This window comes from Methylotuvimicrobium sp. KM1 (assembly GCF_044788715.1).
Lineage (GTDB): Bacteria > Pseudomonadota > Gammaproteobacteria > Methylococcales > Methylomonadaceae > Methylotuvimicrobium.
In genome coordinates this window covers 362,581-384,594 of record NZ_CP173170.1, presented here as the reverse complement: position 1 = coordinate 384,594, position 22,014 = coordinate 362,581, and the positions used below count along the sequence as shown (strand labels likewise).

Genomic DNA, 22,014 nt, shown 5'->3' with positions numbered 1-22,014 from the left:
AGCAGCCCTCATGAAAACTCATTTTAAAACTGGGCTGTTAGCCTTGATCGCTCTCACTGTATTGTCCGGTTTATCGATGCCGTCCGCCCAGGCCCACGGCGAGAAAGCCTTGGAGCCGTTCATCAGGATGCGGACCATTCAGTGGTACGACGTGCAGTGGTCTACACAAAAATTCAACGTCAATGATGAAGTCAGCGTCAGCGGCAAGTTTCATGTCGCCGAGGATTGGCCGATCAGTGTACCCAAGCCGGAAGCGGCATTTTTAAATATTTCCACCCCCGGACCGGTTTTGATTCGCACCGAGCGGTATCTGAACGGCAAACCCTGGACCAACTCGGTAGCCTTGCAGCTGGGCGGCGATTACGAATTTAAGGTGGTCATGAAAGGCCGTTTGCCGGGGCGTTATCACATCCACCCGTTTTTTAATCTGAAAGACGCTGGACAGGTTATGGGTCCCGGTGCTTGGCTGGAAATCGGCGGTAATCCTAATGATTTTAGCAATACGATTAAAACTTTACGCGGTGAAATGATCGATATGGAAAGCTTCGGCTTTGCCAATGGCGTGTTATGGCACCTATTTTGGGGCGCGTTGGCGGCCGCCTGGCTGTTATGGTGGGTACGCCGGCCTTTGTTTATCAGCCGCTACCGAATGCTGGATGCGGGTTTGGAACACGAACTGATTACCCCGCTGGATAAGTGGATTGCCAAGGGGGTGTTGGTCGGCGTACCGGTCTTGGTGTTGGTGCTGAACACCGTCACGGCTAATCGTTATCCGGATGCCATCCCGCTGCAAGCCGGATTGGATCAAGTTTTGCCGTTACCGGCGCAAGTCAATGCCGGGACTGTGAATGTGGACACCCTAAAAGCAGAATACAACGTTGCCCAGCGCGCCATGGTGTTCCAGGTCAAGGTCGACAATCGTAGTCAAGGTGCGGTGCGGATTGGCGAATTTTCCAGCTCTAACGTGCATTTCATGAATGCCGATGTGTCCAATGTCGGTTACATCCCCGGCAAGGATGACGTCAGCAACAACGGCTTGAGCCTGGATAACGCTTCACCCATAGCGCCCGGCGAACAACGCACCGTTACTATTGAAGTACGCGATGCCGCCTGGGAGTCGGAGAAATTAGATGGTCTGATTCGCGATGCCGATTCCCGTGTGGGTGGCTTGCTGTTTCTTTACGACGACATGCTGGGCAAACGTTATATCTCCAGCATTTCCGCCGCTGTCATTCCCAAATTCATTTAATTCAGGAGCAGAACATGGCTACTACTAGCGAAGACATTATCTCAACCCAAGAAAACACCTCCTCCCTGCCTTGGTATTTGATCGATGTCCCAAAATATTTAAAGGGCTTTGCTCTATTAACCGTAATTTACGTTAGTTTACGGCTCTATCAAGGCGCTTTTGCCATTGAGCATGGCCTGGATTCCACCGAACCTGCGTTCGAGCAATACTGGATGCGGCTGTTTTATATCGAACTGGTCGTCATCGCCGCCGTTGCCAGTGGCTTCTGGGGCTACTTATGGCTATCGCGCGACCGGAATTTGGATCAACTGGAACCCAAGGAAGAAATTCGCCGCTATTTCACGTTGACGATGTGGATCAGCATTTACACTTTTGCCGTGTACTGGGCGGGCAGTTATTTTGCCGAACAGGACAATTCCTGGCACCAGGTGGCAATCCGCGATACGCCGTTTACAGCCAATCACATCATCGAGTTTTACTTTAATTTCCCGCTCTACGTGATCCTGGGCGGCTGCGCCTGGCTATATGCCAGAACCCGCTTGCCCTTGTATGCCAAAGGCATTTCGCTACCGTTGACCTTGGCAGTGTTCGGGCCGTTCATGATTTTGGTCAGCGTCGGTTTCAATGAGTGGGGACATACCTTTTGGTTTCGCGAGGAATTTTTCGCGGCACCGATTCATTGGGGCTTTGTGATCGGCGTGTGGTTTGCCTTGGGCGTCGGCGGCATCCTGCTGCAAGGTGTTACCCGGTTGATTGAACTGCTGGACAAAATCGAAGACGCCGAATAAGTTCACCATGAGTATTTCCATGACGCGTAGCGCACCCCGCCGTGTACATTATGCCTGGATCGTGTTGGCGGTGACATTCCTGTGTTTGTTTGTCGCCGCCGCGCTCCGTGCCTTACCTGGCATCTTGATGCTGGGACTCGAACAGGAATTCGGTTGGAGTCGGCCGGCGATCAGCGGCGCGGTATCGGTCAATTTACTCGTGTTTGGGTTTTCCGGGCCGTGGCTGGGGCGATGGATGGATCTCTACGGCCCGAAGCATGTTTGCGTCATCAGCATTGCGCTATTAGCCTTGGCCGCCGGTGCTTGTGCATTGATGGACCAACTCTGGCAGTTCTATTGCTTATGGGGCTTGATCGCCGGGATAGGTTCCGGCGGTACGTCCATCGTGCTCGGTTCGGCATTGATAAACCGCTGGTTTCGGGAAAGACGCGGCTTGGCGCTAGGCATCCTGGGTGCCGCATTTTCTTCCGGACAGTTGATCTTTACGCCCTTGGTGATGCAGATCAACACCGATTTCGGCTGGCGGCCGGCTTTGCTGATTTTGGCTGGGCTGTTGGCGATACTTGTGCTGCCGCTGGCGGCATGGTTATTGACGGATGAACCGGAGCAAAAAGGCCTATGTGCATTGGGTGCTCAATCCTTAGAACATAGCAACTCGTCGGATGAAGTGAGTGCCATGCGTGATGTCGTCGTTCGAGGCCAGTTTTGGCTGCTTGCTATAAGCTTTGCGATCTGTGGCTTTACGACGTCGGGTCTGTTTCAAACCCATCTGATACCGCATGGTATCGAGCACGGCTTTACCGAAATGACGATGGCGATGTCGCTTGGGTTAATGGGAGCGACCGACATTGTTGGAACGCTTTTCTCCGGCTGGCTATGTGACCGTTTCAACCATCGCAAACTGCTGGCCTTTTATTATGCGTTACGCGGCTTGTCATTGATCGGCTTGCCTTATGTCGCGTCTACCGAACAGCTGATGCTGTTTTCAGTGATCTACGGTTTGAACTGGCTTTCCACAGTGCCTGTCACTTCGACTTTAACCGCTGATTTGTTCGGCAGGCGTAACGTGGGCGTGGTGTTTGGCTGGATTTGCTGTGCGCATCAAATCGGCGCAGCCGCAGCCGCCTATTTTGCCGGTTATCTGCACAGCGTATTTAGCAATTACCACTTGGCATTTCTTTGCTCGGGCGCGTTTGCCTTATTAGCAATGTTAATTGTCACGAGAATTCGCGAATAATCCGGTGTTGAATGATTTGCTCGTCATCCTGCGGTGGAGGCAGGCCACCAGATAAATCAACGTGATGTGGCATCATCAAGCAGGGTTGCAACGATGCCTTATGTTGCCCATTGTGTTAATAGGGATTGCATCAGTTGTGCGGTTTTGACGGTATATTGTACTGTTGATCTTCCAATGTCGGCTTTCGGGTTATATATTTTTACCGCCCTCCATACATAGAACCTAACTATGTATAGTTGTGATCAATATCACTCACCGTTCTAACCTCTTCATCTTCGAATGTCGGTTAAACGAATTACAGCAGACACAAGCTTTGAAAAAGGCGATCGTCGCTTTTGGGTCGGTTGCAATCAGTGACGACTGGCAGCTTTCGGGAATCGGAATTTCATTGACCGCTTTCCGGCGATGAATCTGAAGAGAAGACGGTCGCTTGGCGACCCAAAAGAGACATTCGGCGGGTACTGAGTTCACTTTAGACATGATTTTATCTATTGCTATGCGTTTCCCAGAATAATTGCCGGATTTGTTCCGTCCCAGTTAAGTTGGCTAAAATTTGGGACGGTTTTTTTATTCAATAAAAAGCTCAATACATTTTTCTCTGGCGGAGGCTGGAGCAAAAATAAAATCTTTATTTTCGGCGACTTCTTTTTCTGTAGTGCCATAAAGTTTTTCTTTTTCCATCTCCCAGCGTGTCTTGAAATACTCGAGAAACAGCTCTGCCATATTCCAGCACTCCGATTCGAACGAAGTCTGCTCGCTGAAATTAAGCCCCGTTTCCCAATGCAGATAAGGCATTTTCGAAACCGGCTCGGTTAAATAATAGCTGTTATAAACTTCAACTTTTCTGGACTCTTTGCGTATGATGATAAACAGGGGAATGCAGGGCAGGCCGTCGTAAACAAAAACGCCTAACGATCCTGTTATCTTATTTCCTATACGATTGATCACATCTTCTAGTGTAACTTTGAATAATTTGGAGTATTCGTTGAATTCGTGCGGGTTAAAGCCGGTCGTTTCCGTTGCGCGCAATTCGCCGATGCGGCAATCGGCTTTTAAAATCAACATCCTGAAATGCACGCCATTTTTTATCCCATTCTCCAGTTCCCGCGATTTGTTTTTGAAGCGAGGGTCGAAGGTGATCAGCCAATATACATAATCCCCCGGTTTTAATCCTTGCATAATTTGGCTGAAATCGAATTCTTTATTGGTGATACCGGAAAATCCTCTTTTAACGGAATTCAGCAAAATACTATCGACGTACGTAGAAAGAGTTTCACGCAAATTTATTTCGGATTCCTTGTGCTCTTCAGCAGCGATAAACCAGTGATGAAAGTAACCAACCGAAACGACGACGGATACGAACAGGCCAAATTCCGAAATGATTTTGAATATCCATTCATATTCTTGATAGGCAGGATTATGGACCAGCCCCTCAAATAACTTATAAATCGTAAATCCACCGAAAATTAGCACTAGCGATAAAAGCCATTTGAGCTTTTTAGTAGTGGTCATGATTTGTGCCTATTTTGGAAAAGGGTCATCCTAAGTATCCTCCTCCGGTAATACATTGCCAATACCCTGGAGAGAGTCAATCAGCAATCCAATTCGGATGAAAATACAAAATGGCCGAATAGTGATATCGACCACTATGCATTGAATAGATCAGCGGATGAAGGCATTTGATCAGAAATTTACGGTTTCAGCATCAATCACAAAAGTCCGGTTTTGGCCGTTCGGTTGAAGTCGCCAACGGCAGCTTTCTGGTCATCCAGTTTGTAGATTCCGGATTTGCCTAACTGGCCGCTTTGGAGAAGCGCGAGAGTCAAGTTTGGGTCGCCAGGCGACCGTCTTCTTTTCAGATTCATCGCCGGAAAGCGGTCAATGAAATTTCGACACCTGAAAGCGGCCAGTCGTCACTGAGTTCAACCGACCCAAAAGGGACGATTACCGAAGATTTACGAATGACAAAAATCGGTAAGATAGCCGACAGTAGGATGGGTGGAGCATCGCGATACCCATCAATTGCCAGCTTAAAAAGATGGGTTTCGGCTATCGCCTCTACCCATCCTACGTGCTGGATCACCAAGCAGATATTGCTAAGGTGCAAGAATGGTTGGGGCATGCCAACATCTCCACTACACGAATTTATGATCATCGCAAAATGCGGCCAGAAGATAGTCCGACTTTTAAGATAAATTATTAGGTTGGTTGACAACATTTATTGTTGTTCACAACGATACAATCGTAACCAAATTGCTGTTTTGCTGTCTTGTGGTTCAGAACCTGAATACAACCAGTTTACTAGAACTTCATTCAGTGCCATACTTAGAAAAAATTTCTGTGGCTGTAGGAATTGTGCTTCAGAACGGTTTAAGGTAGTTAGCGCGAATGATAACGAGCTGATCCTGTCACATCTGCAAAGCAAATCTATTTAGACAAAGGTCGAGCGCTGAATAGTTGAAAAATAGAAAAACATAAAATAGGAGAACGCCAATGATTGCAGCAGCCCCCCACAGAGATACGTCGCTAGGTCTCGTTCGGCTGATTTTGTCATTGGCCGCTAGTCCGACGCAGGAAGTGCCGGAAGATTTAAAAGCCCACCTTGCTATGGTTATTGCTGAAGCCAAAGCTTTGCTTGCTGATCCGAAGCATGTCTCTACACATATCAATCCTGAAGCTATAGCATTGGCTCTTGAAATGTCTTCTAATTCAGAGCTTTCCGCTTCGGTCGATGAAATTACGACATTTGAAAGCATTAACGCTGTGATCGCTAGTAAAGTTCTTGAGCGAATGAGGCCCTCTTCTGCTTACTAAAACAAATCTTCAGTTGCTGGCCAATCAATTGGCCAGAATTGCCGAAACGCCATATTTTAGCCACGAGTTAAATGTTTATCTGAAGCAGATAACGGCAGTAACGGAAAATATCACATCCAATTTCTCCAAAATTCCGCCAAATGTTGCGGATTTTATGACTGATCAAATTTGGACTGCTTCTAAATTTTTATCAGGCAGTACCTCAAAAAAAATACCATATGAAATTGCGCATTGCCTAAAGGTTGCACTTGAAAACTGGGCGCATAAAAAAGCACTTATAACCACGGCCCTTACCCAAGATAAAGCTTACAGTTTTTACTTTCAGGGAGTGTTGCAAGATTTTTACATTCTTGCAAAAGCGTATTCCGGTGTTGAATTTGAGAGTGAATTGGTTCAAATTGCTTTTCCAAAGCTCTATCAGCATAGGCCGTTACTGAGCGTGGCTCTCTATCATGAGTTGGGTCACTTTTTAGATAGGCATCAAGGTATCGTTAATCAGTCATTGCTATTGGTGCATAGTGACAAGTTGCCCTTGCCAAAGATTGATTTCAGCGTTTTGTCGCCTGACCTAACAAACTTCATAGTAACGAGCCACAGACAAGAATATTTTGCTGATCTTTTTGCAGCAAGCTATGCCGGAAACGCATATCGAGATTTTTTAGCTGAGTTCGCTGCAAACAATCAAGTATGTCAAACACACCCTGCCACTGAAGACCGGCTTTGTCTGATTGATACATTTCTTTCGGGATCGCAATCTGAAATTATCGATCTGTTTCAATTATCACTTTCAAGCTTGGGCTTGCAAAAACTTGAAATAGCTTTTTCAGTGCCAGATGTTTTCGATTCTTTTACTAATGCTCGCCCTTATGCCATTCAAAATGAGGCTGAGCTTCATGGTATTTTTGAAGCAGGTGCTAGCTACCTCAAATATGTCAAGGCGAATCCTATAACTCCTTGGATTGAAGCCGGTGAAAGCAATACCGAACGAGCGATAAACGATCTTGTAGAAAAGTCTATTAGAAATCGTATGGTTATGGAAAAATGGAAGACGCTATGAATCTCTTGGACAAAGAACGGATTCAGCAGATGCTTGCTTCTACCGAGCGCAACAGCTTATTTATCGATCCTCTACTAGAAGATTCGCAGATTGGGTCTGTGACAGTCGATTTACGGCTTGGTTATGATTTCTTAGTTTCAATTCTTACCAGAAAACCATATATAGGAACAAGTACAGCTCCTGAAAGCCAACATCGGGCGATAGGATCATATTTCCAAGAAACTCGCAGGGATTTGGGGGAAAAATTTGTTCTTTACCCTCATCAAGTCGTTTTATGTACAACCTTGGAGTATGTTTCCTTGCCACAAAATGTATATGCTGACATTCTTTCGAGAAGTAGCTACACCCGACTGGGAATCCCTCTCAATACAATGGTGCAGCCAGGCTTTAGAGGGTGTGTTCCCTTAGAGTTGTTCAATCATGGTAATAGCCCTGTAGAGCTTGTGGTTGGCAGCCGAATATGCCAGGCAAGATTTTTTGAAATAGCAGCTGCTGTAGGATATGTCGACAATAGTCGCCAAAGAAAATACTTTGGCCATGTAAGACCAATTGTTTCAGGTGCCGACACTGATAGTGAAATGGTTAAATTGCTGCAAATTGCGCAACCGCCATCACCATCAGATTGTTGAAGAATGGCTGTTTAAAACAGTTATTAAGGACAGTCTGGGTCTTGCTGCATAAATCAAAAGCCGAACAAATATCGCGAGTGATGCCCGATAGTGTGTATAAAGTAGTGCGAGCATATTTCATTTCAGGCCAATTGGGATTTGAGATCGGAGCACATTCGCTATGATCACCGCCGCCACTACCTTGGTTCTCCAAGCCGATATTGGTGATTTTGCGAATTTACGATCATCGGCAGACAACGCGCGGCCAGAGAATTACAGTCTTTTTGGCAGGTAATTGACCTTCAAAAAGGGTGCTAGAAGCATTAATATTTTGCTTGAAATTTGGTTGGAGTCGACTTATTTCCGCGATTCCGCAGACGCCAATCGCGGCTACGATAAAACGTCGCGACTATCCGTTAGCTGCCATTGACCCGGCTAAGCTTGCGTCCGCTTTTGGCCGATTGGGTGAGGTCGCCAACGACTGCTTTGTAGTCCGCTAGTTTCCAGAATCTAGTTTTGTCCGACTGGCCGCTTTGGAGAAACGTGACGGACCGGAAAGGGTCGCCTGGCGACCGTCCGCTCTTCAGATTCATCGCCGGAAAGCTGTCATTGAATTTCAATACCTGAAAGCGGCCGTTCGTCACTGTGTCCAACCGACCCTAAGCCGACTAATGAATCCTCGTTTTGAGTGTCGGGTACGGAACCATTACCCGACCTTTAGAATACTATTACCATGTATGATTGCAACACCTTATTCGTTCGGACAGGAAAACACTCTTGGTCTAGTTACAACTGACATCAGGCCATGTTGCCAAGTATTTTAGAAAGTTAAGCCTCTGCGGAATGTGTCAATGACTTTGAGACACCAAGTTGATTTATTTAGTGTCTAATTGTTGTGTATTTATGGGTCGAGGTTCTCCTTTGTGTTTATAGGCGGATTAATCCAAACGGCGTTAGGCAAGCTGGGCGGCAAAGGGCACTTTCCTTTGAATCGCTTTGGATTGGCGAGGAAGGCAATCTCCAGGGTTTTTGCGCGTGCTTGGTATACCGTAGCCGCTTGGTCGAAATGGACGGTGGCCGGGGTCATGTAACCGATGCCCGAGTGGCAATGGGACTGGTTGTACCACGGGAAGAAGCGTTGGCAATGGCTGCGGGCATCCTCAAGGCATCCGAAGCGGACGGGGAAATCAGGCCGATATTTCAGGGTTTTGAACTGGGCCTCGGAATAGGGATTGTCATCCGAGACATAAGGCCGGCTATGGGTCTTGGCGACATCCAGATCGACCAGTAAGGCAGCCACGGGCTTGCTGCGCATGCTGGAACCGCGATCGGCATGCAGCGTCAGTGTATTCGGCGGGATGTTGTGCTTGGCCACCGTCTCGGCGATCAGTTGCTCGGCCAGTTCGGCGGTTTCCCGCGGGGCGACCATCCAGCCAACGACATAGCGGCTAAAAATATCCAGGATCACATACAAGTGGAAACAGGTCCATTTAGCCGGGCCTTTGAGTTTCGTGATATCCCAGCTCCAGACCTGGTTAGGCGAGGTGGCCAAGAGTTCCGGCTTGGTGTAGATCGGGTGCGTCCGTTGGCGCCTACGCTCCGCTGACTGGCCGTCCGCTTCCAGAGCACGATACAAGGTGCGCACCGAGCCGATGTAGCGCCCCTCGTCCAGCAGAGTAGCATAAACAAAATACGGTGAGCAGTCGGCGAAGCGTTCGCTGTTAAGCACCTCCAGGAGTTGCTGCCGCTCATTAGTCGAGAAAGCCAGCGGGGCGGACGGACGGGGCACCCGCGTTACCGACACAGGCGCCAGGTGGCGCCGACGGGCATCCTCGCGATAGACCGAACTGCGGTTCAAATTCAGGGCTGCACAAGCCGGAGCCAGGCCGACCTCCGGGGCCAACTGGTTAAGGGCTTGCATCAGCTGGACTCGCTCGGCGTCTCGTCCGTCGGCAGTCCGAACAAGACGCAAAGTTTTTTTTGGACATCAATAATGGCATTGGCCTGAGCGAGTCTACGACGCAGGCGCTCATTATCCTGGGTAAGTTGGCGCACACGACGGTCCTCGGCCTGAGCCGGCTCGGTCTTGCGCCCGCGCTTTTGCGGCGCCAGCGCGGCACGCTGATCGGCAGCACGCTGTTTGCGCCAAGTGGCTAATTGGGATGAGTAAATCCCTTCTTTGCGTAATAGGGCGCCAATCTCACCCGGCTGAGTACAGCAATCAGCGGCATCCAGGATGCGGCGCTTGTCGCTGCTGGTAAATTGTCGGCGCTGGGCGGTGGCAACCACCTCCGGATCGGGCCGCGCGCCGGAGGTCGCGTTTCCAGCCGCCCTACGGGCGTCTTCCAACGCGACCTCCGGCGCAGTTAATTGTGGTGATTCCATGGTCTCTGCTTTTGATTTGCTCATGATTCTGGCCTACCTTTATACTCTAATTTCCGAGGGGTCGGTGTCTCAGGTCATATTGGCACAGGAGGCTGCCGTATGAGCATCGATCAGTTGCTCGGCAACTGGCGTAATGTTTACGAACGCTTTAGATTTATCGATCAATGCAATGGACGACATCCCCTCCAGCAGCACAAACAATTTATAAGCCAAAATCCTTGGCTGGCGGGCGCCGAGCGAGATACACAATTGCTCTATAACACTGCGTTCCCATTGCTTAAATTGCAAACAAGCCTCTTCTACCGCTTTATCTTTACCCGCAAACTCGCTCATCGCATTGACGGCAAGGCAACCGTGAAAGTTGATGTCACCAAACCAGGCGGCCGCATCGTCGAAAATCACTTTAATTTTTTCTCGTGGGCTTTGCGTTTCATCGCTTAGCAAATCGTCGATATGCCTTTGGTAACTGGTTCGGTAATAAGCCAGTACCGCCACGATGAGTTCGTTTTTAGTCGGAAAGTATTTGTACATGGTTCGTTTGGACACCCCGGCTTCCCGCATGATCAAGTCCACGCCGGTCGCGAAGAACCCGTTTGATTTAAACAGTTTGTATGCCGCTTCAACAATAATTTCCCGCTTATCCATAGTCATAAAATCCCATTATTAATGTCTAAATAGCATAACAACAAGCTGGTATAAGTAAACAGATTTGTTTACAAAATAGTTGACATGGTAAACAGATCGGTATACATTCGAACCCAAGTAAACAAATCTGTTTACTTTGTGCGGTGTAAGTGGTTAGTTCCCCTTGCACACTAGTGTTGTTTACCAACTGATGGAGTTTGGTCATGAAAAATCGAGCAAGACTGATGGTTTTGGGAGTCTTAGTTTCTGCATTGGCATCTGGCGTTTGTCAGGCAAAAAACAAGGCGAAAGAAACCGTGTATACCTTATCCAACGACGCAAACCATAACGCCGTGTTGGCTTTCGACCTCGATAACAACGGATATCTGCATGCGGCCGGACAATTCGATACCGGGGGAACGGGAACAGGCGGAGGATTGGGAAATCAGGGCGCGTTGGCCTTGAGCAAGAACGAACGTTATCTATTCGCGGTCAATGCTGGAAGCGATGAGGTTTCCGTTTTCAGGGTTTCAACGTCCGGACTGGAGTTACTAGACAAAGCACAGGTTACCGGCGATGAACCGGTAAGCGTAACTGTCGACCACAACTTGGTGTATGTGGTGAATGCCGGGGACGATTCCATTTTTGGTTTCCAATTCGATCAGCGTAGCGGTCAATTGCACTCTTTGCCGGAATCCTATCGTGCCTTAAGTCCCCCCGGCTCAGCGCCTGCGCAAATCAGCTTTAGTCATGAAGGTAATGCGCTCGTGATTACCGAAAAAGCCACCAATAAGATCACGACCTTTGCTTTGGACGATAACGGTTTGCCGGTTACTCGCCATATCTTAGATTCGGCAGGCGTCACGCCTTTCGGATTTTCCTTCGGCAAACGCGACCAGTTTTTCGTTGCCGAAGCCGCCGGCGGCAGTGCGAACGCTTCGACGGTATCGTCCTATGAAATCATGGAAGATGGGACTGTCCGCCTGTTAGACGGTGCGGTTGCAGTTGGCCAAACGGCTGCGTGTTGGCTGACGACGACGCCTAATGGGCGTATCGCGTTTACCGCCAATACACCTGCCGACAGCATATCGTCATTCGCGATAGACCCAGCCGGGAATTTAACGCTGCTGGAAACGATGGCGGCGCAGGAAGACGGTCCTAGAGATATGGCTATTTCCGATGATGGAAGGAACGTATACATCCTGAACGGAGGCAGCAATACCATCGGCGTTTACCAAGTGTTAGCTAAAGGCAAATTACAAAAGCTGCAAAGCATCGATCAGCTACCGGCTGGGTTTACCGGTCTAGTGGTGCGCTGACAAGCAGCCGTATTTCAGAAAATTCAATAGAAGGAGAAGTGTCATGGCATCTCACAACATTATCACCAAACAAAAACTAATCGCCTTGATCTGTTTTTCAAGCATCACGATATCGGCACCTTCGTTTGCTGACGATGGTATGCAGGCATCCCAAAACTATGCGCGATTTGATCAATCCGGCCAATTGATCAGGCCGACCGGTTATCGGGAATGGATCTTCATAGGCACGCCGCTCACTCCAAACGATATGAACGATGGCAAAGCGGCGTTCCCGGAGTTTCATAATGTCTACATCGATCCGGCTAGTTGGGCGCACTGGAAGAAGCTCGGCGAATTTCCGGACGGCACGATTATCGTTAAAGAACTGGTAAGCGTCGGCAGCAAGCAAGCACCCAGCGGAAATGGTTATTTTCAAGGCGAATATATTGGTCTGGAAGCAATGGTGAAAAGCGGGCGGCAATTCCCGAAAGCACCCGGGAACTGGGGGTTCTTTCGCTTCACGATTGAAGACAGTCCTTTGCTGCATAGTTCCGCTAAGGCGCAGCCAGGGGAAAACTGCCAAGCTTGCCACCAAAAGCATGCAGCCAAAGATCAGGTTTTTACCCAGTTTTATCCGGTATTGCGAGCTGCGGCCGGGAAAGGCCAGGCAGGAACTGGCCGGTAGTGATCTTTATTTAACCGGGCACGGAATTTTTGGGCAGGGAAGCCATTCTCATCGAAATATATAGGTGGAGAGAAAGCCATGAACGCACGAAATATCTGTTTAATTTATGGCGTGGTATTTATTTTGATCGGTATCCTGGGTTTTATTTCGAATCCCATCATATCGGCCATCGGTTTTTTCCAAACCAACACCATACACATCGGTTTAGGCTGCGCATTTATTGTCGGTAATTTGATGTTGGGCATTATCCATCTCAACGACACTGACCATTGGTTGCATTTAGGTTTGGGCTTAGCCGTATTGGGATCGGGATTCATCTTTCCAAATCGAACCGCAGAACGGCTTTATTCGCTGTCGATTAAACGTTGAAAGGATGAGGTTGACACAAGCTGCGATGGGTAAACGTGAAACTGAAGCTTCCTTACGTTGTATGGAATTAGGTATAGAACGAACGACAATGGGCTTGAACTTGGTTCGTTTGAGCGAAATTGAGTTGACGGACATCATAGTGTTACACAACGATCCTAGGGTTTTGCGCCATTTGCCTCTCGCAGATGGAAATTTCGACGAATTCGAGTGTGCGAGATGGGTGGAGAGCAAAGAAACTCAGTGGGAAGTCAACGGCTATGGACCTTGGGGATTTTTGATCAACGGAGTGTTCGCAGGTTGGGGTGGGTTTCAGCTTGAAATGGGCGATGTTGATCTAGCATTAGTTTTGTCACCTGAATTTTGGGGATGCGGAAGAGCCATCTACCGGAAAATTATCGAGGTAGCCTTCAAGGAAATGGGGTTTGAGTCTGTTACAGCTCTTCTTCCTCCCAGCAGAGTTCGCGCTGATGGAATGCTTCGGTTAGGGTTTCAAGCCGAGGATCAGGTGGAGGTCTCTGGAACTATATTTTATCGGTATCGCCTTTGGGCTCCAGAACAAAGACAGAGAAAAGGCTAAGTCAGCCGGGGCTATGGACTTTCAAATGGCGGATATACCGCTAGTGGGCGGTGAGCATAATTGAGCAGGACACAGGTGGTCACATACCCGTTATTGCCATGATAATCAACGCAATGTAAACTGTTTTGCAATTGGCATTGAGTTTACATTCCTTTATTAATTAGCCATGATATAAACAGATGAATACAGAATTTTCGCAGCAATTTTTTCGAATTATTTCCATCATTCCATAGGTATGGTGGGTTTTGTTGCGTAGATAGTATTGAAAACCCGCCCAAGAGGCGGGTTTTTATTTCTAGCTTCTTGGGTTTTAGATAAGACCATAGGAGGCACTATGAAAAAAGTAGCAATATTCGGTAATGCCGGGGGTGGAAAATCCACGCTGGCGAAGCAATTGGCTGAAGCTTCTAACCTTCCGCTATACTCATTAGACAAAGTAAAGTATCGGGAAGGCGGTAAAGAAATTTCACATGACGAGTATCTGAAACTACATGCCAGGCTAATAAGCCAAGATAAGTGGATTATTGATGGTTTTGGCAGTGTTTCATCAGCCTGGGAGCGTTTTTCAGTTGCGGATACGCTAATTTATATTGATCTGCCTTTACTAACCCACGGTATGTGGGTGACAAAGAGATTACTAAAAGGCTTATTTGTAAACCCCGAAGGCTGGCCTGAAAACAGCCCGATTTTCAAAGGGACATTAAATAGTTACCGAGTGCTTTGGCTATGCCATAAAAAACTAACGCCGGCTTATCGGAAACTGGTCGCTGAATCTATAGAATCAAAACAAGTTCATCATTTGAAGTCGCCGAATGAAATAAGAAAGTTTCTTTGTGAACTTCGGCAAGAATAATGTTGCTACTCAAACATCAGATTTGAAAAATCGGAACAGGAAAACAACCACGATGATTTTGCATTCCCAAGAAGCTAATAGGATGAATAGAAAGAAGGTTTGTATTGTCGGTGCATCAGGAAAGTTAGGGAGGTATATGGTTCGGCTGGCTTTGGATAAAGGTTATCAGGTCGTTGGCGTTTGCCGTGAAAGTAGTGTCCACAAGTTAGACGAATTTAAAGAGCGTATTTCCATCATTCCAGGGTTATCAAATGATCGGTCAGTTATTCAAAGGGCGGTGGATGGATGTGATGGCGTGTTGACCGTTTTAGTACCCTGGGGAGTGAATCATTATTCAACGGGCACGGCGCAAGCAGTACTGGATTTTTCTCCTCGGGATGCGCGATTAGTGTTTTCTTGCGGCTGGCATATTTCTATGGATGGAAAAGACGTTTATTCATGGAAACTGAAAGTATTAGTCAAGATTTTTAGCTGGATAGTTAAAGCGCTACGATTTGCCGATATCAGCGACCAGGTGGAAGCCTGCCGCCGAATTTTCGCCAGCAATAAAAAATGGACGGTTGTTCGTGGAAGCGATCTTACGGAAGGGGCGAGTCAAGGCTTGCCTTGCTGGAGTGAGCATGTCGGTGATGCTATTCTTAAAAGTAACCTAACACACCGTATCGATTTCGCTTTATTCATGGTTGAAGCACTGCTTAATGATAATCTTATACACAAAGCGCCTGCGATTGTCGGCAGGCTAACTCCGTCCGCGGTTGCGATGGGCCAAGGATAAGGAAGCCAGCAACCTCATTTCCAATCCAAGATAGGCATGTAGGAATCATTTTGGTGTATGACGAACATAAAGCTTTTATCGCGTTGAAGCAGTCTTTGGTTTCGTATTCGCCTATCAGCGATGAAACTTGGCAAGCCTTCCAAGGAATGACGGCTTTCAGATTGTTGCAGAAGAAAACAATGCTTTACCGGGCCGGTGAAATTCCGCGTTCTTATGCCTATGTTTATAAGGGCTTGATCAGGTGTTTTGTCTGCGATGAAAATGGCAATGAATACAATAAAATCTTTTTTGCCGAAGGCACATTTCCGGGAGCGATGACGGCATTACTGACCTCGAGCCCTTCTTTGCTGACATTCGAGGCCTTGGAAGAGTCCTTAATCATCGAGATCGATTTTGCCTGCTATCGACAGTTGTTGCTGGAAAATGAAGATTTGAAATTATTTCAAATTCGTTATCTGGAAAAAAACTGGCTGCTCGCCAAAGACGCGCGTGAAATTGAAATCGTCCAGGAAGACGCGACTACGCGTTACTTACGTTTTATTGAAGAGTATCCCAATCTCGTTGACCGCCTCCCTCAATACCATGTCGCTTCACACCTTGGCGTAACGCCGACCCAACTCAGCCGAATTCGAAAAAAGTTATAACTCATCAACCTATGTAAATGAATCAATAAATTTTTATTTGTATTCTTCTACTCAACCTCTAATCGAAAGCTTTTGTTTAATCAATCGTAATAGGAGCAGAAGAAAATGAATCCAGTAGAAGCATTGAATTGGCGTTATGCGGTAAAGAAATTCACCAATGACAAAATCCCCGCCTCGCAGCTGAAAGACCTTCTTAACATGACGCGGCTTAGTCCGTCTGCATACGGCTTGCAACCTTATGCTTTGATTGTGGTGGAGTCGGCAGATGTGCGTCAGCAGTTATTACCCTATTCATACGGGCAGGACAAAATTGCCGAGAGTTCGCATCTCATCGTATTTGCCGCCCATTCGGAACTTGGCGACAACACAGTTGATCGCTATATCGACAAATATGCGCAAATGACCAAGCAATCGGCTAGCGAGCTTTCCGGCTTTTCCGCGCATATGAAGTCGGCATTGGCCTGGATGACAAATGAGCAACGCCAGCAATGGGCTCATCAACAAGCCTATATTGCGCTCGGCAACTTTTTGACTTGCGCTGCACTGATGAAGATTGATTGCTGCCCGATGAGTGGCTTTGACCAAAATGGATACGACAGTGTGTTGCGACTAGCTGAAAAAGGTTTGACCTCCTCAGTGATTTGTCCGATTGGGCGTCGCCATCCCGACGATCAACAAGCGTGCAGACCGAAGGTGCGTTTTGATTATGACGCATTAGTACTGGAGGTCTGATGTGGGCCAGCTATCTTTTCTCGCCATGCTTGCCGGCGTGGCCATTGCCTGTCAAGCGACGATGAATGCCCGGCTTGGCGTATTGCTGAATAGTCCGCTGTTGGCATCGGGCATCGCATTTTTGTTTAGCTTTTTGTTGACTGCGATAGCGGTGGCAGCATCGACCAAACACTATCCGCAGATTGCACAGATTAGAGCGGTGCCTATTTATTTGTGGTTTACCGGGTCGGTATTCAGCGCGTTCAGTGTGGCTACGTTTTATTATTTGATCCCGAAGATGGGTGCCGGCTCCATGACATCATTTGCATCGTCGGGGCAAATCCTGATTGCCATGATCGCAGGGCATTACCAGTGGTTTGGTTTAGCCGAAAATCCAATAAATACACTTAAAGTGGTTGGTATGGCTGCTCTTATCATAGGCGTATATCTGATTAATTGGGATTCACCCCATGCACATTGACCAAGCAAATCTTAATAACCTCACTGGATTGTGGAAAAAATACGGCTTTGATGTCATTAAAGACCAAACTGGGCCAACCATGTTGATCAATCCCAGGTGGCCTTATCGTTGCTGGTACGAGAGTCCACCGTTCGTTGATGATCAAAGAGATAATCCTTTGCAACCGATCAATTACGAGGCTCTTCTTACCGGAATCCCACAAGCGGCGATTATTCCGATATGGCCCTTAGTGAGCAGTAGGCCTACTAATCTACTGCCTTTTCAGGCAGAGCATGATTTTCTCCAAAAGGAATTAATCGCGCAAAAATGGACTTGCCATTTCGAGCAAACCGCGATGTACCTAGAGTTGCCAGATGAAACGACCATCGCACCTTCGGTAAACCTTGAATTTCCAATACGGATCGTAACCTCATACGAAGAGCTGGCACTATGGATTGACGGTAAGCGTCCAGCCGAGCCACCTATTCGTACTCAACTGAGCATGATTTAATCCAGATGGTCGAAAGGCAACAGCTCGTCGATCCGGCTATTGGGCCAGGTAGGGAGTTTTTCCAGGGTTTCATTTAACCAAGCGGCGGGATCGAGGCCATTGAGTTTGGCAGTGCCGAGCAGGGTTTGGATGACGGCGGCCCGTTGACCGGCACGCTCGGATCCGGCGAACAGCCAGTTTTTTTTGCCCAGGGCAATGGGCCGGATGGCGTTTTCTACCGGGTTGTTGTCTATGGGTAAATCGCCAGTTTCGGCATATCGTGTCAGGGCTGGCCAGCGTTTTAACGCGTGATCGATGGCTTTGGCGGTCGCGGTATTCGGTGCGGTGCGCAACCGGGTTTGGTGCAGCCAGTCGTGTAAGTCCGTGAGTGCCGGCAGGCTTTTTTCGGCCCGAAGGGTTTGGCGCTCTCGGGATGTCAGTTCCCGCGCGTCGGCTTCTACCACATATAAGACCGCGATACGATTTAACGCCTCCTGCGCGATCGGGCTCTGATTGGCCTGATACAGATCGAAGAATTTTCGGCGCACATGCGCCCAGCACGCCAATTCGACACACGGTTCGAGTAGGCAAGATGATTCGGGATGCGCACGCGCCGTCGCAAACAGGGCTTTGTAGCCACTGTAGTCATCGACCAGCAGGTGACCGTGCCAGCCTTGTAGAAATTGCTGCGCATGCCGGCCACTCCGGCCGGCTTGGTAGTCGAAGACGAGGATCTTGGGGCCGGGTTGCAAATCGTTGCTGCGATAAGCCCATAAATAGGCTTTCTTGGTTTTGCCGTTGCCGGGATCCAGTTGCGAAACCGGGGTTTCGTCGGCATGCAAGCTATCGCGATGCAATAAGTGCCAGGTTAAACGATCGGCCAAGGGCTCCAGGGCGACGCCGAGGCGTCCGACCCAATCGGCCAGTGTCGAGCGGGACAAGATCACACCGCTACGGGCGGCGATCTGTTCCAATCGGTACAACGGCAAGTGATCGAGGAATTTGCCGATCAGCACCCAGGTCAGCAAGCCGACTGCCGCCATACCGCCGTCGATCACGGCTGGAGGAATCGGCGCCGCCGTGACGGTTTCACAGGCTCGGCAGGCATATTGCGGGCGGATATGACGATGGACAAAGAATTTAGCCGGCTCGACGTCCAGTTGTTCGGTGACGTCTTCGCCGATCTTGACCAAGTCCTTGCCGCACTGACCGCAAGTGCAGGATTCGGGGTCGTGACGGTGCTCGATGCGGGGCAAATGATCCGGTAAGGGCTGGCGGCCGGCGCGCGGACGTTTGGGGCGAACCACAGTATCACACGCCGGGCCGTCTTGAAGCTGCTCGACCTCGGCTTCGATAGCGGCAATGTCGGCATCGAGAGTTTCCTCGAACACGTCGCGTTGCAGTGGTGCCAGCGCTTCGCTCTTGGTGCTGAAGCGGATACGCTTGTAGTAGGCCAATTCGTAGGTCAGGGCGCCGATTTTGAGGTCTTTAGCCTGGATGTCAGCTTCTTTAGCCTCAATGGTTTTGGCGTCCTGAGCAGCTTGATCAAGAAGCGCCTGCAGCAACGCCGCGACATGGTTTTTCGCGGCGGGCTCCAGGTTCAATTGATCGAGTTCGGCCAGTGGATTCATGGGGCTTATTATACCCTATCAAGCCCTCTGAAGCACTTGATTCAACTGGGTTTCTACGAATTTTTACGTGTTTTTTTCAGGCCTTTTAGACTTGCCAATCGGCTGACGATGACGCCGATAAGCGCTGCCAATCGACCCCGGCAATCAACCATTGCCACTGCGCCTGACTCAGGGCAAATACGGTTTCGGAGGCCTTGGGCCAGGTAAACGAGCCTCGATGCAGACGGCGTTGACACAACCAAACGCCATTGCCGTCCCACAGCAACACTTTCAAACGATTACCGGCGCGATTGCGAAAAATAAACGCTGCCCCGGCGCATGGCGCATGTCCTAAGCGCTGTTGGACAATCGCCGACAAGCCATCGATGCCCCGCCTCATATCGACCGGCTCGACCGCCAGCCAGATTTGCGCCGGACTCTCAATCAAACCAGACATTGCAGCAACTCCCCGAGCCAATGCGGCGATACACTGACCGGCAGCTCTAAAACGTGGCCTTGCGGCCAACGTAACGACAACGAACCCGAGACCGCCGGCTCCGGTTGCAGCCGGACCGGTATCAATGTCGGCGCATCGGCGTCAACCGCTTGCCGAGCCAATCGGCACCAGCGGCCAAAGGTTTTGACGTTCAAACCCGTCTGACGGCAATACGCTGATTTCGTCAATCCGCTGGCTTGCCAGGCTTCGATGTGATGTTTCTGTTTGTCCGATAATGCCATGTGCTCTCCTCGTGGAAAAATCCTGAGGATAACAGTGGCTGCGAGGGATTTTTAGATGGTGGCGTTGGACGCTTACGATTGACGTTTGTGAAGATGCCTTTGATTATGACATCGAAGCATTAGTGCTGGAGCCCTTAATCGGCGATAAGGATATACGGATAATGTTGGGCGATATAGATGATCAAGCGGTGGCGGCTGCACTGCTATATAAAACTGACCATACCATTGGAATACATCAAGTTGGCGTTAGAAAAGCGTTCCAAGGCAAGGGACTTGCTTCGCGATTAATGCATGAAATCTTAGGGATTTGCATTCAGTGGGGCGGAAAAAATGCGGTGTTACAGGCTTCGCAAGCGGGAATTTCTCTATATCATCGTCTTGGTTTTAACAGCCAATTTATAATCAAAAACTATCGGAGGCGCTCCCCATGATGAACTTAATGAGTAACAACGCCAGACAGCGGATCGGCTCGGGGTGACGGGATTGCGCCCATCACCTCTGCCACACCACCGGACATGCAGTTTTCCGCATCCGGCGGTTGGAATCAACGGCCTTCACCGCTCAAGGTTTTGCTCCTTGTCTATACATCTTACGTGGTCAACGCCCTGTTACTACACTCGCTACCTCCAGTTTCGCCCATGTTAGGAATCCACCAAGCCCAGCTTAACGTGGCCGTCAGGTAGTTTGCCGCTCGCGGCTACTCCGTCCGGTTTCAAGTAACTTCACGTGTTTTCACAGAAGTCCTTTCGTCGTATCTCGATTCCTTCGGCCCTTCGCTCCGGCCTATTTCCAAGCCTTCTTCGCTAATATGGCCTCTGCTGACTTCTCCCTAACTCTCATTCGGGAGATCTCCCCGGGTAAGGCGCTAAAACTTTCTGCCCGTGCCGCCAAGCTCTACCTGATGCGTCTTTCGGTAACGGTTGGATTTCGTGTTCCCTAGCACACTCATCGCCCACACCCGGCCTCACTGCTTATTCGTGTTCCTACGGTCGTGCTTTTGCTATCCGCTTCTTTCAGGCAGGCCTCACGGCTTCCCCCTTGCAGTTTCGCTACGGTTGTCGTTACTCTCTCCGGTTATCTCCTTTCAGATAACAAGTTTTAGCCCATGCTGGGCACACTAGGATGCGGTTCGTACCTCACCGCATCTACCGAGCTTTGTCTTGATTGCTGGGGATTTACCTCTCTGTAAGTAACTTGTCTAACCATTCTATAAACATAAAGTTATGTCGAGAAAAGTGTTTTTCTTTATTTGCTATGTAGTAACAGAGCTGAGAATTGATGGCTTGGGTGTTCAACTCGATTAACACGCCTGCTTTTACATAGCCTTGAGTAAGCGTTCTCGAACAGAATACATAGGCGTTTTCTAGCAAAGATTGTTGAATACCAAATAACTCTTGATCAAAACGTCTAACTTTAATTTGCTTATTTTGTAAGCCGTTGAGTTGCAGCCATGCTTGCAATGGCACGCTTGGTAAGCTGCTATTTTTCCAATCGGTGGTGTAAATAGTCATTTGCTCTGTCTGATTAAATTGTGCGGCAGTGTGAGCTGAGCAAAATAAATTAAATTGTTCGAGTTTGATTACGTCGGCGCTTGATTGTTTGTCAATTTCACCGAGTCGAATGGGTAAGGTGAAGTTGTTTGCTTCAATGCTCTCACCGCTCGTGATATTCACGTTGCTCTCAGGATATTGAGTATAAAATTCTTGAAGAGCGGGAATGAGCACCAAAGCGGCAAATGACGACGTGGTTGCGACATTAATTTGTTTATCTTTTACAGCAATTTTTTCGATCGCCGTTTCAATAGTTTGAAAACCTTGGCTAGTAGCGGCTGCCAGTTCTTTACCAAGTTCAGTGAGTGCCACCTTTCTTGCTGTACGCATGAATAAGGTAACGCTTAATCGCTGCTCAAGTTTATTAATGTGATGAGAAACAGCTGTGGGTGAAATGGATAATTCAGCGGCTGCTGCTTTAAAACTCCCCAGTCTGGCAGCTGATTCGAACGCCTTGAGCGCGGGCAAAGAAACTTGCATGATTTCTTCTCC

Annotated in this window: 27 protein-coding genes; 18 read left to right on the top strand and 9 right to left on the bottom strand. The window is 48.6% G+C overall.

Annotation, left to right across the window (positions count from 1 at the left end; all coding sequences use genetic code 11):
* Positions 1-10: 10 nt before the first annotated feature.
* Genes amoB through ACINK7_RS01765 form a run of 3 tightly spaced genes read left to right on the top strand, consistent with a single transcriptional unit; the run spans position 11 to position 3,274 of the window.
* On the top strand, positions 11-1,249 hold the full coding sequence (gene amoB / locus ACINK7_RS01775; RefSeq protein WP_404359471.1) for a bacterial ammonia monooxygenase, subunit AmoB: 1,239 nt from the start codon (positions 11-13) through the stop codon (positions 1,247-1,249).
* 14 nt (positions 1,250-1,263) lie between these two features.
* On the top strand, positions 1,264-2,037 hold the full coding sequence (gene amoC, locus ACINK7_RS01770; protein WP_404359469.1) for a bacterial ammonia monooxygenase, subunit AmoC: 774 nt from the start codon (positions 1,264-1,266) through the stop codon (positions 2,035-2,037).
* Between the two features lie 19 nt (positions 2,038-2,056).
* On the top strand, positions 2,057-3,274 hold the full coding sequence (locus tag ACINK7_RS01765; RefSeq protein WP_404359467.1) for an MFS transporter: 1,218 nt from the start codon (positions 2,057-2,059) through the stop codon (positions 3,272-3,274).
* Between the two features lie 567 nt (positions 3,275-3,841).
* Here the strand turns inward: ACINK7_RS01765 and ACINK7_RS01760 are convergent.
* Together ACINK7_RS01760 and ACINK7_RS01755 are read right to left on the bottom strand one after the other, a co-directional pair.
* Positions 3,842-4,786, bottom strand: coding sequence for a hypothetical protein (locus tag ACINK7_RS01760; protein ID WP_404359465.1), 945 nt, complete (start codon positions 4,784-4,786; stop codon positions 3,842-3,844).
* A gap of 197 nt (positions 4,787-4,983) precedes the next feature.
* Positions 4,984-5,139, bottom strand: a complete 156-nt coding sequence (locus tag ACINK7_RS01755) for a hypothetical protein (RefSeq protein WP_404359463.1) — start codon at positions 5,137-5,139, stop codon at positions 4,984-4,986.
* Between the two features lie 173 nt (positions 5,140-5,312).
* Here ACINK7_RS01755 and ACINK7_RS01750 point away from each other — a divergent pair, with 173 nt between their 5' ends.
* The 4 genes from ACINK7_RS01750 to dcd all read left to right on the top strand — a co-directional run bounded on the left by ACINK7_RS01750 (position 5,313) and on the right by dcd (position 7,774).
* The gene (locus ACINK7_RS01750) at positions 5,313-5,477 is read left to right on the top strand and encodes a tyrosine-type recombinase/integrase (RefSeq protein WP_404359461.1); all 165 of its coding nucleotides are present in this window, start codon (positions 5,313-5,315) and stop codon (positions 5,475-5,477) included.
* 290 nt (positions 5,478-5,767) lie between these two features.
* Positions 5,768-6,088 carry a hypothetical protein gene (locus tag ACINK7_RS01745; protein ID WP_404359460.1) on the top strand — a complete coding sequence of 107 codons (321 nt, stop codon included), beginning with the start codon at positions 5,768-5,770 and terminating at the stop codon, positions 6,086-6,088.
* 13 nt (positions 6,089-6,101) lie between these two features.
* The gene (locus ACINK7_RS01740) at positions 6,102-7,145 is read left to right on the top strand and encodes a M48 family metalloprotease (RefSeq protein WP_404359458.1); all 1,044 of its coding nucleotides are present in this window, start codon (positions 6,102-6,104) and stop codon (positions 7,143-7,145) included.
* On the top strand, positions 7,142-7,774 hold the full coding sequence (dcd, locus tag ACINK7_RS01735; RefSeq protein WP_404359456.1) for a dCTP deaminase: 633 nt from the start codon (positions 7,142-7,144) through the stop codon (positions 7,772-7,774). The genes ACINK7_RS01740 and dcd overlap by 4 nt, the downstream gene beginning before the upstream one ends.
* A 395-nt stretch (positions 7,775-8,169) precedes the next feature.
* Here dcd and ACINK7_RS01730 read toward each other — a convergent pair whose 3' ends face one another.
* The 3 genes from ACINK7_RS01730 to ACINK7_RS01720 all read right to left on the bottom strand — a co-directional run bounded on the left by ACINK7_RS01730 (position 8,170) and on the right by ACINK7_RS01720 (position 10,789).
* Positions 8,170-8,397, bottom strand: a complete 228-nt coding sequence (locus ACINK7_RS01730) for a hypothetical protein (RefSeq protein ID WP_404359455.1) — start codon at positions 8,395-8,397, stop codon at positions 8,170-8,172.
* Between the two features lie 257 nt (positions 8,398-8,654).
* Positions 8,655-10,138, bottom strand: a protein-coding gene (locus tag ACINK7_RS01725; protein WP_404361400.1) for an IS3 family transposase whose coding sequence is annotated in 2 segments (ribosomal slippage) — positions 8,655-9,709 and positions 9,709-10,138 — 1,485 coding nt in all. Because the reading frame shifts where the segments join, the coding sequence is not laid out codon by codon here.
* Positions 10,139-10,207: 69 nt separating this feature from the next.
* Entirely contained in the window at positions 10,208-10,789 is a 582-nt protein-coding gene (locus tag ACINK7_RS01720) for a TetR/AcrR family transcriptional regulator (RefSeq protein ID WP_404359453.1), read from the bottom strand.
* A 197-nt stretch (positions 10,790-10,986) separates the two neighbouring features.
* Between ACINK7_RS01720 and ACINK7_RS01715 the strand changes: the two genes are divergently transcribed.
* The 10 genes from ACINK7_RS01715 (at position 10,987) to ACINK7_RS01670 (ending at position 17,645) form a co-directional block, all read left to right on the top strand.
* The gene (locus tag ACINK7_RS01715; RefSeq protein ID WP_404359452.1) at positions 10,987-12,081 is read left to right on the top strand and encodes a lactonase family protein; all 1,095 of its coding nucleotides are present in this window, start codon (positions 10,987-10,989) and stop codon (positions 12,079-12,081) included.
* 43 nt (positions 12,082-12,124) lie between these two features.
* Positions 12,125-12,745 carry a cytochrome P460 family protein gene (locus tag ACINK7_RS01710; RefSeq protein ID WP_404359450.1) on the top strand — a complete coding sequence of 207 codons (621 nt, stop codon included), beginning with the start codon at positions 12,125-12,127 and terminating at the stop codon, positions 12,743-12,745.
* A gap of 78 nt (positions 12,746-12,823) precedes the next feature.
* Positions 12,824-13,114: a hypothetical protein gene (locus tag ACINK7_RS01705; protein ID WP_404359448.1), complete on the top strand. Its 291-nt coding sequence runs from the start codon at positions 12,824-12,826 to the stop codon at positions 13,112-13,114.
* Between the two features lie 25 nt (positions 13,115-13,139).
* On the top strand, positions 13,140-13,691 hold the full coding sequence (locus ACINK7_RS01700) for a GNAT family N-acetyltransferase (RefSeq protein WP_404359446.1): 552 nt from the start codon (positions 13,140-13,142) through the stop codon (positions 13,689-13,691).
* A gap of 334 nt (positions 13,692-14,025) precedes the next feature.
* On the top strand, positions 14,026-14,544 hold the full coding sequence (locus ACINK7_RS01695) for an adenylate kinase (protein WP_404359444.1): 519 nt from the start codon (positions 14,026-14,028) through the stop codon (positions 14,542-14,544).
* Positions 14,525-15,319 carry an NAD(P)-dependent oxidoreductase gene (locus ACINK7_RS01690; protein ID WP_404359442.1) on the top strand — a complete coding sequence of 265 codons (795 nt, stop codon included), beginning with the start codon at positions 14,525-14,527 and terminating at the stop codon, positions 15,317-15,319. The genes ACINK7_RS01695 and ACINK7_RS01690 overlap by 20 nt, the downstream gene beginning before the upstream one ends.
* A 53-nt stretch (positions 15,320-15,372) precedes the next feature.
* Positions 15,373-15,963, top strand: coding sequence for a Crp/Fnr family transcriptional regulator (locus ACINK7_RS01685; RefSeq protein WP_404359440.1), 591 nt, complete (start codon positions 15,373-15,375; stop codon positions 15,961-15,963).
* 105 nt (positions 15,964-16,068) lie between these two features.
* The gene (locus ACINK7_RS01680) at positions 16,069-16,695 is read left to right on the top strand and encodes an NAD(P)H-dependent oxidoreductase (RefSeq protein ID WP_404359439.1); all 627 of its coding nucleotides are present in this window, start codon (positions 16,069-16,071) and stop codon (positions 16,693-16,695) included.
* A 1-nt stretch (position 16,696) separates the two neighbouring features.
* Complete coding sequence (locus tag ACINK7_RS01675; RefSeq protein WP_404359437.1) at positions 16,697-17,155, top strand: DMT family transporter; 459 nt, start codon at positions 16,697-16,699, stop codon at positions 17,153-17,155.
* Positions 17,145-17,645: a hypothetical protein gene (locus ACINK7_RS01670; RefSeq protein WP_404359435.1), complete on the top strand. Its 501-nt coding sequence runs from the start codon at positions 17,145-17,147 to the stop codon at positions 17,643-17,645. Before ACINK7_RS01675 ends, ACINK7_RS01670 begins: the two co-directional genes overlap by 11 nt.
* Here the strand turns inward: ACINK7_RS01670 and tnpC are convergent.
* From tnpC to tnpA, 3 genes are all read right to left on the bottom strand, one after another.
* Positions 17,642-19,255 (bottom strand): IS66 family transposase, encoded by a 1,614-nt coding sequence (tnpC, locus tag ACINK7_RS01665; RefSeq protein WP_404355494.1) that lies wholly within the window; start codon positions 19,253-19,255, stop codon positions 17,642-17,644. The genes ACINK7_RS01670 and tnpC overlap by 4 nt on opposite strands.
* An 85-nt stretch (positions 19,256-19,340) precedes the next feature.
* Entirely contained in the window at positions 19,341-19,691 is a 351-nt protein-coding gene (gene tnpB, locus ACINK7_RS01660; RefSeq protein ID WP_404355496.1) for an IS66 family insertion sequence element accessory protein TnpB, read from the bottom strand.
* On the bottom strand, positions 19,679-19,972 hold the full coding sequence (tnpA, locus tag ACINK7_RS01655) for an IS66 family insertion sequence element accessory protein TnpA (RefSeq protein WP_404355498.1): 294 nt from the start codon (positions 19,970-19,972) through the stop codon (positions 19,679-19,681). Before tnpA ends, tnpB begins: the two co-directional genes overlap by 13 nt.
* Before the next feature lie 38 nt (positions 19,973-20,010).
* On the opposite strand from tnpA, the gene ACINK7_RS01650 reads away from it, so the two are divergent.
* Complete coding sequence (locus ACINK7_RS01650) at positions 20,011-20,403, top strand: GNAT family N-acetyltransferase (RefSeq protein WP_404361399.1); 393 nt, start codon at positions 20,011-20,013, stop codon at positions 20,401-20,403.
* 744 nt (positions 20,404-21,147) lie between these two features.
* Here ACINK7_RS01650 and ACINK7_RS01645 read toward each other — a convergent pair.
* On the bottom strand, positions 21,148-22,002 hold the full coding sequence (locus ACINK7_RS01645; RefSeq protein ID WP_404359433.1) for a LysR family transcriptional regulator: 855 nt from the start codon (positions 22,000-22,002) through the stop codon (positions 21,148-21,150).
* Positions 22,003-22,014: the final 12 nt, after the last annotated feature.

What these genes read in the sequence shown, in the direction of transcription:
- amoB (WP_404359471.1), top strand. Translation starts at nt 11, where the DNA reads ATGAAAACTCATTTTAAAACTGGGCTGTTAGCCTTGATCGCTCTCACT.
- ACINK7_RS01755 (WP_404359463.1), bottom strand. Translation starts at nt 5,139, where the DNA reads ATGAATCTGAAAAGAAGACGGTCGCCTGGCGACCCAAACTTGACTCTC.
- ACINK7_RS01765 (WP_404359467.1), top strand. Translation starts at nt 2,057, where the DNA reads ATGACGCGTAGCGCACCCCGCCGTGTACATTATGCCTGGATCGTGTTG.
- ACINK7_RS01680 (WP_404359439.1), top strand. Translation starts at nt 16,069, where the DNA reads ATGAATCCAGTAGAAGCATTGAATTGGCGTTATGCGGTAAAGAAATTC.
- tnpA (WP_404355498.1), bottom strand. Translation starts at nt 19,972, where the DNA reads ATGGCATTATCGGACAAACAGAAACATCACATCGAAGCCTGGCAAGCC.
- ACINK7_RS01745 (WP_404359460.1), top strand. Translation starts at nt 5,768, where the DNA reads ATGATTGCAGCAGCCCCCCACAGAGATACGTCGCTAGGTCTCGTTCGG.
- ACINK7_RS01695 (WP_404359444.1), top strand. Translation starts at nt 14,026, where the DNA reads ATGAAAAAAGTAGCAATATTCGGTAATGCCGGGGGTGGAAAATCCACG.
- ACINK7_RS01705 (WP_404359448.1), top strand. Translation starts at nt 12,824, where the DNA reads ATGAACGCACGAAATATCTGTTTAATTTATGGCGTGGTATTTATTTTG.
- ACINK7_RS01715 (WP_404359452.1), top strand. Translation starts at nt 10,987, where the DNA reads ATGAAAAATCGAGCAAGACTGATGGTTTTGGGAGTCTTAGTTTCTGCA.
- ACINK7_RS01645 (WP_404359433.1), bottom strand. Translation starts at nt 22,002, where the DNA reads ATGCAAGTTTCTTTGCCCGCGCTCAAGGCGTTCGAATCAGCTGCCAGA.
- ACINK7_RS01670 (WP_404359435.1), top strand. Translation starts at nt 17,145, where the DNA reads ATGCACATTGACCAAGCAAATCTTAATAACCTCACTGGATTGTGGAAA.
- ACINK7_RS01720 (WP_404359453.1), bottom strand. Translation starts at nt 10,789, where the DNA reads ATGACTATGGATAAGCGGGAAATTATTGTTGAAGCGGCATACAAACTG.
- tnpB (WP_404355496.1), bottom strand. Translation starts at nt 19,691, where the DNA reads ATGTCTGGTTTGATTGAGAGTCCGGCGCAAATCTGGCTGGCGGTCGAG.
- ACINK7_RS01760 (WP_404359465.1), bottom strand. Translation starts at nt 4,786, where the DNA reads ATGACCACTACTAAAAAGCTCAAATGGCTTTTATCGCTAGTGCTAATT.
- dcd (WP_404359456.1), top strand. Translation starts at nt 7,142, where the DNA reads ATGAATCTCTTGGACAAAGAACGGATTCAGCAGATGCTTGCTTCTACC.
- ACINK7_RS01710 (WP_404359450.1), top strand. Translation starts at nt 12,125, where the DNA reads ATGGCATCTCACAACATTATCACCAAACAAAAACTAATCGCCTTGATC.
- tnpC (WP_404355494.1), bottom strand. Translation starts at nt 19,255, where the DNA reads ATGAATCCACTGGCCGAACTCGATCAATTGAACCTGGAGCCCGCCGCG.
- amoC (WP_404359469.1), top strand. Translation starts at nt 1,264, where the DNA reads ATGGCTACTACTAGCGAAGACATTATCTCAACCCAAGAAAACACCTCC.
- ACINK7_RS01700 (WP_404359446.1), top strand. Translation starts at nt 13,140, where the DNA reads ATGGGTAAACGTGAAACTGAAGCTTCCTTACGTTGTATGGAATTAGGT.
- ACINK7_RS01750 (WP_404359461.1), top strand. Translation starts at nt 5,313, where the DNA reads ATGGGTTTCGGCTATCGCCTCTACCCATCCTACGTGCTGGATCACCAA.